The organism is Enterobacter roggenkampii, assembly GCF_001729805.1.
In the GTDB taxonomy this organism is placed as follows: Bacteria; Pseudomonadota; Gammaproteobacteria; order Enterobacterales; family Enterobacteriaceae; genus Enterobacter; species Enterobacter roggenkampii.
Map to the genome: position 1 here is coordinate 4270604 of NZ_CP017184.1, position 14085 is coordinate 4284688.

17 protein-coding genes, 1 tRNA gene and 1 rRNA gene are annotated in these 14085 nt (G+C 52.2%); 6 read left to right on the plus strand and 13 right to left on the minus strand.

Features of this window, described 5'->3' with window-relative positions:
- Window positions 1-93: 93 nt before the first annotated feature.
- Window positions 94-169, minus strand: a tRNA-Glu gene (locus BFV67_RS19960).
- Between the two features lie 85 nt (window positions 170-254).
- Window positions 255-1796, minus strand: a 16S ribosomal RNA gene (locus tag BFV67_RS19965).
- Between the two features lie 471 nt (window positions 1797-2267).
- Between BFV67_RS19965 and BFV67_RS19975 the strand changes: the two genes are divergently transcribed.
- A complete protein-coding gene (locus BFV67_RS19975) occupies window positions 2268-2822 on the plus strand; it encodes a gamma carbonic anhydrase family protein (RefSeq protein WP_025912249.1) in 555 nt (184 codons plus the stop codon).
- On the opposite strand, the gene BFV67_RS19980 is transcribed toward BFV67_RS19975, so the two are convergent.
- The 6 genes from BFV67_RS19980 to dprA are packed head-to-tail and all read right to left on the minus strand — an operon-like array spanning window position 2798 to window position 6581.
- Window positions 2798-3046, minus strand: a complete 249-nt coding sequence (locus BFV67_RS19980) for a DUF1488 family protein (protein ID WP_023345007.1) — start codon at window positions 3044-3046, stop codon at window positions 2798-2800. The two genes, BFV67_RS19975 and BFV67_RS19980, sit on opposite strands and share 25 nt — an antisense overlap.
- The gene (gene aroE, locus BFV67_RS19985) at window positions 3043-3861 is read right to left on the minus strand and encodes a shikimate dehydrogenase (RefSeq protein WP_025912248.1); all 819 of its coding nucleotides are present in this window, start codon (window positions 3859-3861) and stop codon (window positions 3043-3045) included. The genes BFV67_RS19980 and aroE overlap by 4 nt, the downstream gene beginning before the upstream one ends.
- A 4-nt stretch (window positions 3862-3865) precedes the next feature.
- Window positions 3866-4438, minus strand: a complete 573-nt coding sequence (tsaC, locus tag BFV67_RS19990) for an L-threonylcarbamoyladenylate synthase type 1 TsaC (protein ID WP_008503475.1) — start codon at window positions 4436-4438, stop codon at window positions 3866-3868.
- A complete protein-coding gene (locus BFV67_RS19995) occupies window positions 4431-4985 on the minus strand; it encodes a DNA topoisomerase family protein (protein WP_069598835.1) in 555 nt (184 codons plus the stop codon). Before BFV67_RS19995 ends, tsaC begins: the two co-directional genes overlap by 8 nt.
- Window positions 4986-5011: 26 nt before the next feature.
- Complete coding sequence (smg, locus tag BFV67_RS20000; RefSeq protein ID WP_008503477.1) at window positions 5012-5485, minus strand: DUF494 family protein Smg; 474 nt, start codon at window positions 5483-5485, stop codon at window positions 5012-5014.
- Window positions 5457-6581 carry a DNA-protecting protein DprA gene (gene dprA / locus BFV67_RS20005; RefSeq protein ID WP_069598836.1) on the minus strand — a complete coding sequence of 375 codons (1125 nt, stop codon included), beginning with the start codon at window positions 6579-6581 and terminating at the stop codon, window positions 5457-5459. Before dprA ends, smg begins: the two co-directional genes overlap by 29 nt.
- A 127-nt stretch (window positions 6582-6708) precedes the next feature.
- Here dprA and def point away from each other — a divergent pair, with 127 nt between their 5' ends.
- The 5 genes from def (at window position 6709) to mscL (ending at window position 11486) form a co-directional block, all read left to right on the plus strand.
- Window positions 6709-7218, plus strand: coding sequence for a peptide deformylase (gene def, locus BFV67_RS20010; RefSeq protein ID WP_008503479.1), 510 nt, complete (start codon window positions 6709-6711; stop codon window positions 7216-7218).
- 25 nt (window positions 7219-7243) lie between these two features.
- The gene (fmt, locus tag BFV67_RS20015; protein ID WP_045418179.1) at window positions 7244-8191 is read left to right on the plus strand and encodes a methionyl-tRNA formyltransferase; all 948 of its coding nucleotides are present in this window, start codon (window positions 7244-7246) and stop codon (window positions 8189-8191) included.
- Between the two features lie 52 nt (window positions 8192-8243).
- Window positions 8244-9530, plus strand: coding sequence for a 16S rRNA (cytosine(967)-C(5))-methyltransferase RsmB (rsmB, locus tag BFV67_RS20020; RefSeq protein ID WP_025912244.1), 1287 nt, complete (start codon window positions 8244-8246; stop codon window positions 9528-9530).
- Window positions 9531-9552: 22 nt separating this feature from the next.
- Window positions 9553-10929 carry a Trk system potassium transporter TrkA gene (gene trkA / locus BFV67_RS20025; protein WP_008503482.1) on the plus strand — a complete coding sequence of 459 codons (1377 nt, stop codon included), beginning with the start codon at window positions 9553-9555 and terminating at the stop codon, window positions 10927-10929.
- A 146-nt stretch (window positions 10930-11075) separates the two neighbouring features.
- Window positions 11076-11486 (plus strand): large-conductance mechanosensitive channel protein MscL, encoded by a 411-nt coding sequence (gene mscL / locus BFV67_RS20030; RefSeq protein WP_008503483.1) that lies wholly within the window; start codon window positions 11076-11078, stop codon window positions 11484-11486.
- On the opposite strand, the gene BFV67_RS20035 is transcribed toward mscL, so the two are convergent.
- From BFV67_RS20035 to BFV67_RS20055, 5 genes are all read right to left on the minus strand, one after another.
- Entirely contained in the window at window positions 11487-11702 is a 216-nt protein-coding gene (locus tag BFV67_RS20035; RefSeq protein ID WP_023294702.1) for an alternative ribosome-rescue factor A, read from the minus strand. It lies immediately after the preceding gene.
- A gap of 57 nt (window positions 11703-11759) precedes the next feature.
- Window positions 11760-12185, minus strand: a complete 426-nt coding sequence (zntR, locus tag BFV67_RS20040) for a Zn(2+)-responsive transcriptional regulator (protein ID WP_021242972.1) — start codon at window positions 12183-12185, stop codon at window positions 11760-11762.
- Between the two features lie 2 nt (window positions 12186-12187).
- Window positions 12188-12556, minus strand: coding sequence for a DnaJ family domain-containing protein (locus tag BFV67_RS20045; RefSeq protein WP_032675568.1), 369 nt, complete (start codon window positions 12554-12556; stop codon window positions 12188-12190).
- Window positions 12557-12663: 107 nt separating this feature from the next.
- A complete protein-coding gene (gene rplQ, locus BFV67_RS20050; RefSeq protein WP_001216368.1) occupies window positions 12664-13047 on the minus strand; it encodes a 50S ribosomal protein L17 in 384 nt (127 codons plus the stop codon).
- 40 nt (window positions 13048-13087) lie between these two features.
- Window positions 13088-14077 carry a DNA-directed RNA polymerase subunit alpha gene (locus BFV67_RS20055; protein ID WP_002919219.1) on the minus strand — a complete coding sequence of 330 codons (990 nt, stop codon included), beginning with the start codon at window positions 14075-14077 and terminating at the stop codon, window positions 13088-13090.
- Window positions 14078-14085: the final 8 nt, after the last annotated feature.

Consider the following 14085-nt stretch of genomic DNA (forward strand, 5'->3'; position numbering starts at 1 on the left):
ATCCAGATTTTTAAAGAGCAAATATTTCAAACGTGACTCGTAAGTCAGTTTTGAGATATGACGGCAGGTGACTTTCACTCACGAACCAGCAAGTGGCGTCCCCTAGGGGATTCGAACCCCTGTTACCGCCGTGAAAGGGCGGTGTCCTGGGCCTCTAGACGAAGGGGACACTGAAGTCTCAATCGCAAGACGCCTTGCTATTTACTTTTCATCAGACAATCTGTGTGAGCACTGCAAAGGCAGGTTCTTTAAGGTAAGGAGGTGATCCAACCGCAGGTTCCCCTACGGTTACCTTGTTACGACTTCACCCCAGTCATGAATCACAAAGTGGTAAGCGCCCTCCCGAAGGTTAAGCTACCTACTTCTTTTGCAACCCACTCCCATGGTGTGACGGGCGGTGTGTACAAGGCCCGGGAACGTATTCACCGTAGCATTCTGATCTACGATTACTAGCGATTCCGACTTCATGGAGTCGAGTTGCAGACTCCAATCCGGACTACGACGCACTTTATGAGGTCCGCTTGCTCTCGCGAGGTCGCTTCTCTTTGTATGCGCCATTGTAGCACGTGTGTAGCCCTACTCGTAAGGGCCATGATGACTTGACGTCATCCCCACCTTCCTCCAGTTTATCACTGGCAGTCTCCTTTGAGTTCCCGGCCGGACCGCTGGCAACAAAGGATAAGGGTTGCGCTCGTTGCGGGACTTAACCCAACATTTCACAACACGAGCTGACGACAGCCATGCAGCACCTGTCTCAGAGTTCCCGAAGGCACCAATCCATCTCTGGAAAGTTCTCTGGATGTCAAGAGTAGGTAAGGTTCTTCGCGTTGCATCGAATTAAACCACATGCTCCACCGCTTGTGCGGGCCCCCGTCAATTCATTTGAGTTTTAACCTTGCGGCCGTACTCCCCAGGCGGTCGACTTAACGCGTTAGCTCCGGAAGCCACGCCTCAAGGGCACAACCTCCAAGTCGACATCGTTTACGGCGTGGACTACCAGGGTATCTAATCCTGTTTGCTCCCCACGCTTTCGCACCTGAGCGTCAGTCTTTGTCCAGGGGGCCGCCTTCGCCACCGGTATTCCTCCAGATCTCTACGCATTTCACCGCTACACCTGGAATTCTACCCCCCTCTACAAGACTCTAGCCTGCCAGTTTCGAATGCAGTTCCCAGGTTGAGCCCGGGGATTTCACATCCGACTTGACAGACCGCCTGCGTGCGCTTTACGCCCAGTAATTCCGATTAACGCTTGCACCCTCCGTATTACCGCGGCTGCTGGCACGGAGTTAGCCGGTGCTTCTTCTGCGGGTAACGTCAATTGCTGAGGTTATTAACCTCAACACCTTCCTCCCCGCTGAAAGTACTTTACAACCCGAAGGCCTTCTTCATACACGCGGCATGGCTGCATCAGGCTTGCGCCCATTGTGCAATATTCCCCACTGCTGCCTCCCGTAGGAGTCTGGACCGTGTCTCAGTTCCAGTGTGGCTGGTCATCCTCTCAGACCAGCTAGGGATCGTCGCCTAGGTGAGCCGTTACCCCACCTACTAGCTAATCCCATCTGGGCACATCTGATGGCAAGAGGCCCGAAGGTCCCCCTCTTTGGTCTTGCGACGTTATGCGGTATTAGCTACCGTTTCCAGTAGTTATCCCCCTCCATCAGGCAGTTTCCCAGACATTACTCACCCGTCCGCCGCTCGCCGGCAAAGTAGCAAGCTACTTTCCGCTGCCGCTCGACTTGCATGTGTTAGGCCTGCCGCCAGCGTTCAATCTGAGCCATGATCAAACTCTTCAATTTAAGTTTGATGCTCGTGAATTAAACTTCGTAATGAATTACGCATGTTCACTCAGAGACTTGGTATTCATTTTTCGTCCGAGGACGTTAAGAATCCATGTCACTTTGAGTGCCCACACAGATTGTCTGATAAATTGTTAAAGAGCAGTGCAACGCGGCTTTCGCTCACCGTTGCGAGGTGGCGTATATTACGCTTTCCTCTTTCAGAGTCAACCCGTTATTTCAGGATTTTTTCTCTTCAACCGACCGGGCTGTTTGTGAAGTGATTCACATCCGCCGTGTCGATGGAGGCGCATTATAGGGATCCCAATTTTTAGCACAAGTATTTTTTAGATCTTTTTTTCCGACTGCTGATTTTCCGCGCTTTTCGCTGAAATCCCGCCCGATCTGCTTAAATATTGACGTATTTTGCCTTGCCTCGATCGACGAATACGATCAAAGTCTTCTGTATAGCGCTCATTCTCAGAGGTAGTTATGTCTGCAGTATTACGTCCTTATAAAGATCTGTTCCCCAAACAAGGCGATCGCGTGATGATCGACGCCAGTAGTGTGGTCATTGGTGATGTCCGACTGGCCGATGACGTTAGTATCTGGCCACTCGTTGCCATCAGGGGAGACGTTAACTATGTGTCTATTGGCGCGCGAACCAATATTCAGGACGGTAGCGTTCTGCACGTCACGCACAAATCGTCCTATAACCCGAAAGGCAATCCCCTCATTATTGGAGAAGATGTTACCGTCGGCCATAAAGTCATGCTTCACGGCTGCACTGTCGGAAATCGCGTACTTGTTGGCATGGGGTCGATTTTACTGGATGGCGTCATAGTAGAAGATGACGTGATGATTGGCGCCGGTAGCCTGGTCCCGCAGAACAAACGGCTGGAGAGCGGCTATCTCTATCTGGGAAGCCCGGTAAAACAGATCCGCCCCCTTAAGGAGGCAGAGATCGAAGGATTAAAATACTCGGCGAACAACTACGTAAAATGGAAGAATGACTATTTGGATCAGGATAACCAAACCCAGCCCTGATCGTCTTCCTGCTGTTCGCGGATTAAATCGCTGGCTTCCTCTTCCAGATCCCAGCGATTTTCGCAAAATACCGCTAGCGGGTCTGTGCCGCCAAAACGATGCAACAGCGTTTCTCCATGGATGGCACAGGTAAGCTGCATACCCTGCACCAGCACAGGAAAACAGACCGCTTGCTTATGCTCATCCCAGCTCTCTCTGTCCGGGAAATGAATAGCCTGATTCACGCCGAAAGCTCCTGCTTTAGCTTTTCAATGACCGGCTCGACAGCAGGCAACACTCCGTGCCAGAGCAGTACCGCATGCGCAGCCTGCCCCACCAGCATTCCCAGCCCATCGGCTAACTGTTTCGCGCCGTGTTGTTCACACCAATTCAGGAAAGGCGTCTTACCTTTCTGATAGAACATGTCATAGAAGTACATATGCGCACTGACCAACGAAGCGGGGATCGCCGGGATCTCGCCACTGATGCCGCTGGATGTGGCATTAATGACAAGATCGAACTCACGTTCGACAAGATCGTCAAGCGCTACCGCGCTCACGCTGCCGGTATGCGCAAACAACGCCGCCAGTGCTTCTGCCCGGGAAAAGGTTCTGTTCGTGATGGTCACCGAACAGTCCAGTGAAAGCAGAGGCAACAAAACGCCCCGCGATGCGCCACCCGCGCCAATCAGCAGGATTCGGAATCCGGGCTTGATAAAGGAGAGTCTTTCCAGATCGCTGAGTAAACCAATCCCGTCGGTGTTGTCCCCCAGAAGGCGTCCATCCTCAAGCCGTTTTAGGGTATTGACTGCACCAGCAAGTGAAGCGCGTTCGGTCAGCTCATCCGCACGTTCAAAGGCTTCTTCTTTAAACGGGACCGTCACATTCGCACCTTTGCCCCCCGCGGCGAAAAAGGCCTCCAGCGTAGGGATAAAGGCATCCACTGGCGCCAGTACGCGACCATAGGGGTGATCTATCTGCAACTGCTCCGCGAACTGCTGATGGATCAACGGTGACTTGCTGTGTGCAATGGGATTACCAAAAACAGCATAGGTTTCCATGAGATTACCCCTGGCGAAAACGTTCGCCGGTCAAAGCGTCGCGAATTTCAGATGGATTCAGGCGCCCTCCCGTTTCACCGACAGCGACAGGGAAGTCATTCCCGAACTGCGCCAGCACTTCTTCGGTTGTCCGACAAGGCGGCTGCCCGGTCAGGTTGGCGCTGGTTGAGACCAGTGGTTTACCAAATGCCAGGCACAGCTCCACCACCAGCGGATGGTCAGTGACGCGAACGGCAAGGGAATCAAAGCGTCCGGTTAACCAGCGCGGGGTTGTCGGCTGCGCCGGGAAAACAAAGGTGACCGGTCCAGGCCACGCGGAGAAGATTGTCTCGCGCTGTGCTGGCGTTAGCATAGAGTCATCAATATAGGGCTTAAGCTGCTCGTAATTCGCAGCGATCAAAATCAGTCCTTTCTCGACGGGTCTTTGTTTCAGGGTAAGCAGACGGCTCACCGCCGTTTCGCTGTCAGGATCGCAACCGACCCCAAAAACAGCTTCAGTTGGATAGGCGATGACTTCTTCATTTTTCAGTACGTCCACTGCATGCGCAATGGAGCCTGATGGCAGGTTATTATTCACTATTTTGATCCGCCGTAACCGGCTTTCCACATTGTTTACTGGCGCAGAAGCGTTTAATGCCTTGCGCGGTTTTCTTCTCTATCAGTAGCGGATAATTGCAATTAGGGCAGATTCCCGCTACCGGCTTAAAATTGATAACGAACTGGCATTCAGGGTAGCGATCGCACGAATGGAAAGTCTTACCATAACGGGAGCGGCGCTGTACCAACTGACCGCGCTGACACTGAGGGCATGAGATTGCCGTTTCATCAGGCTTATCAATTTGTTCCGTATGTTCACATTCCGGGTAGCGGCTACATCCAATAAACATGCCGAAACGCCCCTGGCGTAGCGCGAGTTCGCCACCGCAAAGAGGACAAAGCTGCCCCTCCAGAATTTTAACGATATGTCCATCCGCCTGGCTTTTCAGAGGACGAACATAATCACATTCCGGATAGTGAGAACAACCGAGAAACGGGCCGTGTTTCCCGGACCGAATAACAAGTTCAGCCCCGCACTGCGGGCAGGGCTCGTTTTTATGCACCGTGAATAGTGCTGATTTGGCCATAACAACTCTTGGTGCTGCACATTGAATTAGTGCAGCATACCTTCATTCACTTCAAAGAGTAATTCTTCCATTTGCTGATAGGCATTTTCACAGCCCGGGATATTAAACAGAACCATCAGGATCACCCATTTGAGATCTTCCAGTTCAAATTCTGCGGTATCCAGCGCCATGACGCGCTCTATCACCATTTCTCTCGTTTCGAGGTTTAGCACCTGAATCTGCTCAAGGAATAAAATGAACCCCCGGCAGCTGGCGTCCAGCCGTTCACACTCTTCAGCGGTATAAATGCGTACTGACAATGGGTCAGAAGCAAGCTGCATCGGTTCGGCAAGGCCTTCCTGATAATCAGCCAGTTTTTCCAGCCACATCAACGCATTGTAGATATCTTCCCGCTCAAATCCCGCATCGGTAAGATCCTGTGTCAACTTGTCCTGATCCACTCGCATTTCTGCTTCGTTATGGATGTAAGTCTCAAACAAATACATCAGTACGTCGAACATGGCATGCCCTCCTTAATCGGACATAGCCGCCGGGTACAGCTGCGATCCACCCTGCTAACTCCAGTTCGAGTAGCTGTGCTACCGTTACTGGCACAGGTTGGCCGGCACGTTCAGCGACAACGTCAACAGGTGTTACCTCATCTCCTACGTTAGCCAGGAGCTTGGGAAATGGCAATGCCACCTTTCCCTGATCTGATGAATATTGTCGCTTTTCGGGATCTTCCTGCAGCCATTGCAGCCCATATTGCAAATTTTCAAGAATGTCCGCGACTTCCGTTACCGGTGTTGCCCCCTGCTTAATCAGCCAGTGCGGTCCCTCGCATCCGGGATTACCTATCGGGCCGGGCAAGGCGAAGACTTCTCGCCCCTGTTCGAGCGCGCACCGTGCCGTGACCAGCGAACCGCTTCGCCGCGCGGCTTCAACGACCAGCACGCCTTTGCTAAGGCCGCTGATGATGCGATTACGACGCGGAAAGTTTGCCGGTCGGGGCTGCGCGGAAAGCGGAAACTCAGACACTATCGCGCCGTCAGACTCAATAAGCCGCATCGCCAATGCCTGATGCCGACGTGGATAAATACTAAAAAGACCGTTTCCCAGCACCGCGACACTTCGTCCTTTTACTGACAGCGCCGCGCTGTGGGCAACGCCATCAATACCACAGGCCAGCCCGCTGGTGATCGTGAAACCACTTTGTGAAAGTTGTTCGCACAGGATTTTCCCCCACCGCTCGCCGTACCATGACGGCGCACGACTGCCTACCACCGCCAGCTGAACGGTATTAAGCGTCTCAGGGTTACCTTTTATGAATAATGCTCCGGGATAATCAGGGATCGTGCGGAGCAAAGGGGGATAAAGGGGATGGTTGGCCGTTAATAAATGATGACCCGACTGCTCAAGCCATATCAGGCTACGTTCCAGCTCACTCTCATTGAGCGCAACGAACCGTTCAGCCTGCTTTGCTGTCAGCCCAGCATTTCGTAAGACAAGCGTGTCGATGCCTTCCTGCCTCTGCAGTCGTGCAGCCGCTTCCACCATGACATCACCACACAAAGAACCTGTGTGCATGAGCCGTAGCCAAATCTCGGTAGATGTCATCCTTTCCCCTGCCATAAGCGGTCTCCGCAATCATTGCGATTGGTCACTGATGCTGTCAATCGATGGGGGATTTGTCTAGAATAGAGGGAGTATTCTTATCAACTCCTGAACACGACTCTGGAAATTTATGGCAGTTTTGCAAGTATTACATATTCCGGACGAGCGCCTTCGCATCGTCGCTGAACCGGTTAAAGAAGTGAATGCAGAAATCCAGCGTATCGTTGATGATATGTTCGATACCATGTACGCCGAAGAAGGCATTGGCCTGGCGGCAACGCAGGTGGACATTCACAAGCGTATTATCGTGATCGACGTTTCTGAGAATCGCGATGGCCGTCTGGTGCTGATCAACCCAGAGCTGCTTGAAAAGAGTGGCGAAACCGGTATTGAGGAAGGCTGTCTGTCTATTCCAGAACAGCGTGCGTTAGTGCCGCGTGCTGAGAAAGTGAAAATTCGCGCTCTGGATCGTGACGGTAATCCGTTCGAACTGGAGGCAGACGATCTGCTGGCGATTTGTATTCAGCATGAGATGGATCACCTGGTCGGTAAACTGTTTATCGATTATCTCTCGCCGCTGAAACAGCAGCGTATTCGTCAGAAAGTAGAGAAACTGGATCGTTTGCGTTCTCGCGCATAACGTCCCACCGGATACAAGGATCATCGTGTCTAAATCACTACGTATTATCTTCGCGGGAACCCCTGATTTTGCAGCGCGTCATCTTGACGCGCTGTTATCGTCTGGTCACCAGATTGTTGGCGTCTTTACCCAACCGGACCGTCCTGCTGGTCGCGGCAAAAAACTGATGCCGAGCCCGGTCAAGGTGCTGGCAGAAGAGCATGGGCTTCCTGTTTTCCAGCCCGCATCGCTGCGCCCGCAGGAAAATCAGCAGCTGGTTGCTGACCTGAATGCCGACGTAATGGTGGTGGTGGCTTACGGTTTAATTTTGCCAAAAGCCGTGCTCGATATGCCGCGCCTGGGTTGCATCAACGTTCATGGGTCCCTGCTCCCACGCTGGCGTGGTGCAGCACCTATCCAGCGCGCGCTGTGGGCAGGTGATGCCGAAACGGGCGTGACCATCATGAAGATGGACGTAGGTTTAGACACCGGCGACATGCTCTATAAACTGGCCTGCCCCATTACGTCAGACGATACCAGCGCCACGCTGTATGACAAACTGGCAGACCTTGGCCCACAAGGGCTCATCGAGACGCTTCAGCAGCTTGCTGACAATACGGTAAAACCAGAAGTTCAGGACGACGCGCTGGTAACCTACGCCGAAAAGCTGAGCAAAGAAGAAGCGCGGATCGACTGGTCCCTGTCAGCCGCTCAGCTTGAACGTTGCATTCGCGCTTTTAATCCGTGGCCGATGAGCTGGTTGGAAATTGATGGGCAGCCAGTAAAAGTCTGGAAAGCCTCCGTCATTAGCGGTGCGACTACGGTGGAACCCGGTACGATTATTGATGCCAGCAAGAACGGCATCCAGGTGGCGACTGCGCAAGGGATTTTGAATCTTGAATCGCTCCAACCGGCCGGTAAGAAAGCCATGAGTGCTCAGGATCTACTAAATTCCCGTCGCGAATGGTTTATCCCTGGCAATCGCCTTGCCTGAGCAAATTTATTCTTAAGGCCCGGTGTTTCCGGGCATTTTTATTTTTACGGTTATGAAAAAACAAAATCTACGCAGCATGGCGGCCCAGGCCGTCGAGCAGGTTATCGAGCAGGGCCAGTCACTGAGCAACGTCCTGCCTCCCCTGCAGCAAAAAGTCTCTGATAAAGATAAAGCCCTGCTTCAGGAGCTCTGCTTTGGCGTCCTGCGCACACTCTCGCAGCTTGAGTGGCTGATTAATAAGCTGATGTCCCGCCCAATGACAGGCAAGCAGCGCACCGTACATTATTTAATTATGGTGGGTTTTTATCAGCTTCTTCATACCCGCATCCCACCTCATGCCGCGCTGGCAGAGACGGTGGAAGGTGCCGTTGCGATTAAACGTCCTCAGCTGAAAGGGCTGATCAACGGCGTATTGCGTCAGTTCCAGCGACAGCAGGATGAGCTTCTGGCTGAATTTGCCCAAACCGAAGCGCGCTTCCTGCATCCGGACTGGCTGTTGAAGCGCCTGAAAAAAGCTTATCCGCAGCAGTGGCAGGACATTGCCGATGCCAACAACCAGCGTCCGCCAATGTGGTTACGCGTGAATCGTAATCACCAGACCCGTGACGCATGGCTGGCATTACTCGAAGACGCTGGAATGAGCGGCTTTACCCATGACGCATACCCTGATGCCGTGCGCTTAGCATCGCCTGCACCGGTACATGCATTACCCGGTTTTGATGAAGGCTGGGTAACCGTACAGGATGCCTCTGCTCAGGGTTGCATGACCTGGCTCGAACCTAAAAACGGTGAGCAGATCCTCGATCTCTGCGCCGCACCAGGGGGCAAAACGACGCATATTCTTGAAGTGGCTCCGCAGGCCAACGTGATGGCAGTGGACGTTGATGAGCAGCGTCTTTCACGCGTCTACGACAACCTCAAGCGCCTGGGCATGAAGGCACAGGTTAAGCAAGGCGATGGACGCAAACCCGCAGAATGGTGTGGCGAAGCACAATTCGATCGCATTTTGCTGGATGCCCCCTGCTCTGCAACCGGCGTGATTCGTCGTCATCCGGATATCAAGTGGCTGCGTCGCGATCGTGATATTAGTGAGCTTGCCCAACTGCAATCCGACATCCTCGACGCCATCTGGCCGCATCTCAAACCCGGCGGCACGCTGGTCTATGCAACCTGTTCAGTACTGCCGGAAGAAAACAGTCAGCAAATCGCGGCCTTCCTTAAACGAACCCCGGACGCGGCGCTGCACGATACGGGAACGCCTGAATGCCCGGGTCAGCAGAATCTGCCGGGTGCAGAAGAGGGTGATGGCTTCTTTTACGCTAAGCTAATCAAAGAGTGATGTTGAGAACAGGTCACGAGAGATGAAGATTATCATTCTGGGCGCAGGACAGGTTGGTGGAACGCTGGCGGAAAATCTGGTTGGCGAAAACAACGATATCACCATAGTGGATACAAACGGCGATCGCCTGCGTGTTTTACAGGACAAATTTGACCTGCGCGTTGTGCAGGGTCATGGTTCGCACCCCCGCGTCCTTCGTGAGGCGGGCGCTGACGATGCCGACATGCTGGTTGCGGTGACCAGTTCTGACGAAACCAATATGGTGGCCTGTCAGGTGGCCTACTCGCTTTTTAACACGCCAAACCGAATCGCGCGCATCCGCTCTCCGGACTATGTCCGCGATGCTGAGAAACTGTTTAATTCAGAAGCAGTTCCTATTGACCATCTCATCGCGCCAGAACAGCTGGTGATCGACAATATCTACCGTCTGATCGAATATCCGGGCGCCCTGCAGGTGGTGAACTTTGCCGAAGGTAAAGTGAGCCTGGCCGTCGTTAAGGCCTATTACGGCGGCCCGTTGATTGGCAACGCGTTGTCCACCATGCGCGAGCATATGCCGCATATTGATACGCGCGTCGCGGCTATTTTCCGCCACGACAGACCTATCCGCCCGCAGGGCTCTACGATTGTCGAAGCCGGGGACGAAGTCTTCTTTATTGCGGCTTCACAGCATATTCGTGCGGTGATGAGTGAACTTCAGCGTCTCGAAAAACCCTATAAACGCATTATGCTGGTCGGCGGCGGCAATATTGGTGCCGGTCTGGCACACCGGCTGGAAAAAGATTACAGCGTAAAATTGATCGAACGCGATCAGCAGCGAGCGGCTGAACTGGCGGAAAAACTGCAAAATACGATCGTATTTTATGGCGATGCGTCAGATCAGGAGTTGCTGGCTGAAGAGCATATTGATCAAGTTGATCTTTTTATTGCCGTCACCAACGACGACGAGGCGAATATAATGTCCGCCATGCTCGCGAAACGTATGGGGGCAAAGAAGGTCATGGTGCTTATCCAGCGCAAGGCCTATGTTGATCTGGTTCAGGGCAGCGTCATTGATATTGCCATTTCGCCGCAGCAGGCGACAATTTCCGCGTTACTGAGCCATGTGCGTAAAGCGGATATTGTTGGTGTGTCATCGCTTCGTCGCGGGGTAGCGGAAGCCATTGAAGCCGTAGCGCACGGAGATGAAACCACATCACGCGTCGTAGGCCGTTCGATAGACGAAATTAAGCTGCCACCGGGCACCATTATTGGTGCTGTCGTGCGCGGGAATGATGTCATGATTGCCAATGATAATTTGCGCATTGAGCAAGGCGATCACGTTATTATGTTCCTTACCGATAAAAAGTTTATTACCGACGTCGAACGTTTATTCCAGCCAAGTCCATTCTTCCTTTAATGTGTCGGGTGCTCTCAATGGGGTACCCGCTCTTTATCCTTCTCATTTCTGTGCCTTTTATTTTGCATAACGTTTAATTATCACGAATGGCAATTAGCTAATCATTTGTTAAACTTATAGTCGTCAGCTGGCACAAGGAGAACAAAATGAGTTTTATTAAAGAATTTCGCGAATTTGCGATGCGCGGAAACGTGGTGGATTTGGCAGTGGGTGTCATTATTGGTGCAGCATTCGGCAAGATTGTTTCATCATTAGTGGCCGACATTATCATGCCACCTTTAGGGTTGCTAATCGGGGGCATTGATTTCAAACAGTTCGCTTTCACGTTGCGTGAAGCACAGGGTGATGTGCCGGCAGTCGTGATGCACTACGGTGTATTTATTCAGAACGTATTTGATTTCGTGATTGTGGCGTTTGCCATTTTTATGGCTATCAAGCTGATCAATAAACTCAACCGTAAAAAAGAAGAGCCGGCAGCAGCGCCTGCACCGACAAAAGAAGAAGTGCTGCTGAGTGAGATTCGCGATCTGTTAAAAGAGCAGAACAAGCGCGTTTAATCAGAAGCTTAAAGCAGGAAGGCCAGTGGTAAATAAGCGATTCGCTTGTTTGCCACTGGCCTCCCAGTTACCCCGTTTTGCATGCTTGTCTTTACGCAGATAACTTCCTTTCCCTTTTTTATTCTTCTCAACGCGCTGTCTGAATAGCGGGTCATGAAGAAGTGCCTCAATGGCATTGTCTTTAATCTGTCCTTTCGTGTGCTGATAGCGGCTCATAAATTCTCCTGAGCATGGTTTATGTCGACGGGAGTCTAGACCTGGTTGGACTAAAAATCAACAGTCCTCGGTTTCCCCACTGGCCCCCTGTTCAAGGGCTTCCAGAATAGAACAATAAATACTGCTGTGGGCCGTGCCACAACAAGCATCATTCAGCCTTTGCAGAGAGCGCTGCATGGTTTGCAATTCCTGAATGCGTGCTTCAACTTCATCCAACCGGGCCTGCACAATGCTTTTCGACTCTTGACAGGTGTGATGTGCCGGATCGATGCGGATCGATAATAACTCGCGGATCGAATCTAATGTGAAACCAAGCTGACGCGCATAACGAATAAACCGCAGGCGCTGCAGATCGTTATCGGTATAAAGTCGAAAGCCACCTTCAGTACGAACTTCATGATCGATCATCTGCTGCTTTTCGTAATATCGGATGGTATCCGGTGTGACGTTCGCGAGCTTCGCAAGTTCACCGATACGGTACATAACTACTCCTCGTTTATTTTCCGCAACAAGCGTTCACCGTATTCACCGTGCAGAAAGTCAGTGTTCATTCCTGCCTGACGCAGTTTAAGTTCAAGCAGGGCGAGGCGGCGGCTAATTTCAGAATGTCGCGGATCGTCCTGACGGATCCCTTTTAGCAGATCGACAAGTTCAACAGCCTCTCTGCGCTGTTCGAGTTCAGGAGGGAGACAGCCTGCATTCTTTAGTAAACGGTATCCCGCGCGTAATTCAGGCGCAATATGCGAGTCATCGTCAAGCATAAGGGGTTCGCCGCGTCCCGGAAGATCGTCGAATTCACCTTTTTTTTGGGCATCACGAATATGGCGTTCTGCCCACTGGTCAAGCAGCCACATTACCCGCTCCAGGGGATGAACAGAATTGATACAGATATTGTAGAGAAGTGGGGATATCGCGGATATAAAAAAACCCGCCGGAGCGGGTTTTTTTACGTTACTGCAGATTACTCTGCAGCAGCTTCTGCTTTCTCTGAACGATCAACCAGCTCGATGTAAGCCATCGGCGCGTTGTCGCCTGCACGGAAGCCACACTTCAGAATGCGAGTGTAACCACCGGCACGGCTCGCGAAACGCGGGCCCAGTTCGTTAAACAGTTTTGCCACGATCTCGTTATCACGAGTACGGGCGAATGCCAGACGACGATTAGCAACGCTGTCAGTCTTGGCAAGAGTAATCAGCGGCTCAACTACGCGACGCAGCTCTTTCGCTTTAGGCAGGGTCGTCTTGATGATCTCATGACGAACCAGTGAACCTGCCATGTTGCGGAACATAGCCTGGCGATGGCTGCTGTTGCGGTTCAGTTGACGACCACTCTTACGATGGCGCATGACCTTATCCTTCTCAGTAAAACCTTAACCTGTGATCCGGTTACTCGTCAGCAATGCTTGCCGGTGGCCAGTTTTCCAGGCGCATGCCCAGAGACAGACCACGTGAAGCCAGCACGTCTTTAATCTCGGTAAGAGATTTTTTACCCAGGTTCGGCGTTTTCAGCAACTCAACCTCGGTACGCTGTACCAGATCACCGATATAGTGGATAGCTTCTGCCTTGAGGCAGTTAGCAGAGCGGACAGTCAATTCGAGATCGTCAACAGGGCGCAGCAGGATCGGATCGAATTCTGGTTTCTCTTCTTTCACTTCCGGCTGACGAACATCACGTAAGTCAACGAAAGCTTCCAGTTGTTCTGCCAGGATGGTTGCCGCACGACGAATCGCCTCTTCAGGATCGATTGTGCCGTTGGTTTCCATTTCGATGACCAGCTTGTCCAGGTCGGTACGCTGTTCTACACGCGCTGCTTCAACATTGTAGGCAATACGCTCTACAGGGCTGTAGCATGCGTCGACCAGCAGACGGCCGATTGGGCGCTCATCTTCTTCCGAATGAATTCGGGCAGAAGCCGGCACATAACCACGACCGCGCTGAACTTTGATACGCATGCTAATAGCTGCGTTCTCATCGGTCAGGTGGCAGATCACGTGCTGCGGCTTGACGATTTCAACATCACCGTCGTGGGTGATGTCGGCTGCAGTCACAGGGCCAATGCCAGATTTATTCAGAGTAAGAATAACTTCATCTTTACCCTGAACTCTCACCGCCAGCCCTTTCAGGTTGAGCAGGATTTCAAGGATATCTTCCTGAACGCCTTCTTTGGTGCTGTACTCATGAAGTACACCATCAATCTCAACCTCGGTCACCGCGCAACCCGGCATCGATGAGAGCAGAATACGGCGCAGTGCGTTACCCAGAGTATGGCCAAAGCCACGCTCTAAAGGCTCAAGGGTCACCTTGGCGTGCGTCGAACTCACTTGCTCGATATCTACCAGGCGCGGTTTTAGAAACTCTGTCACAGAACCCTGCATTGTGTCCT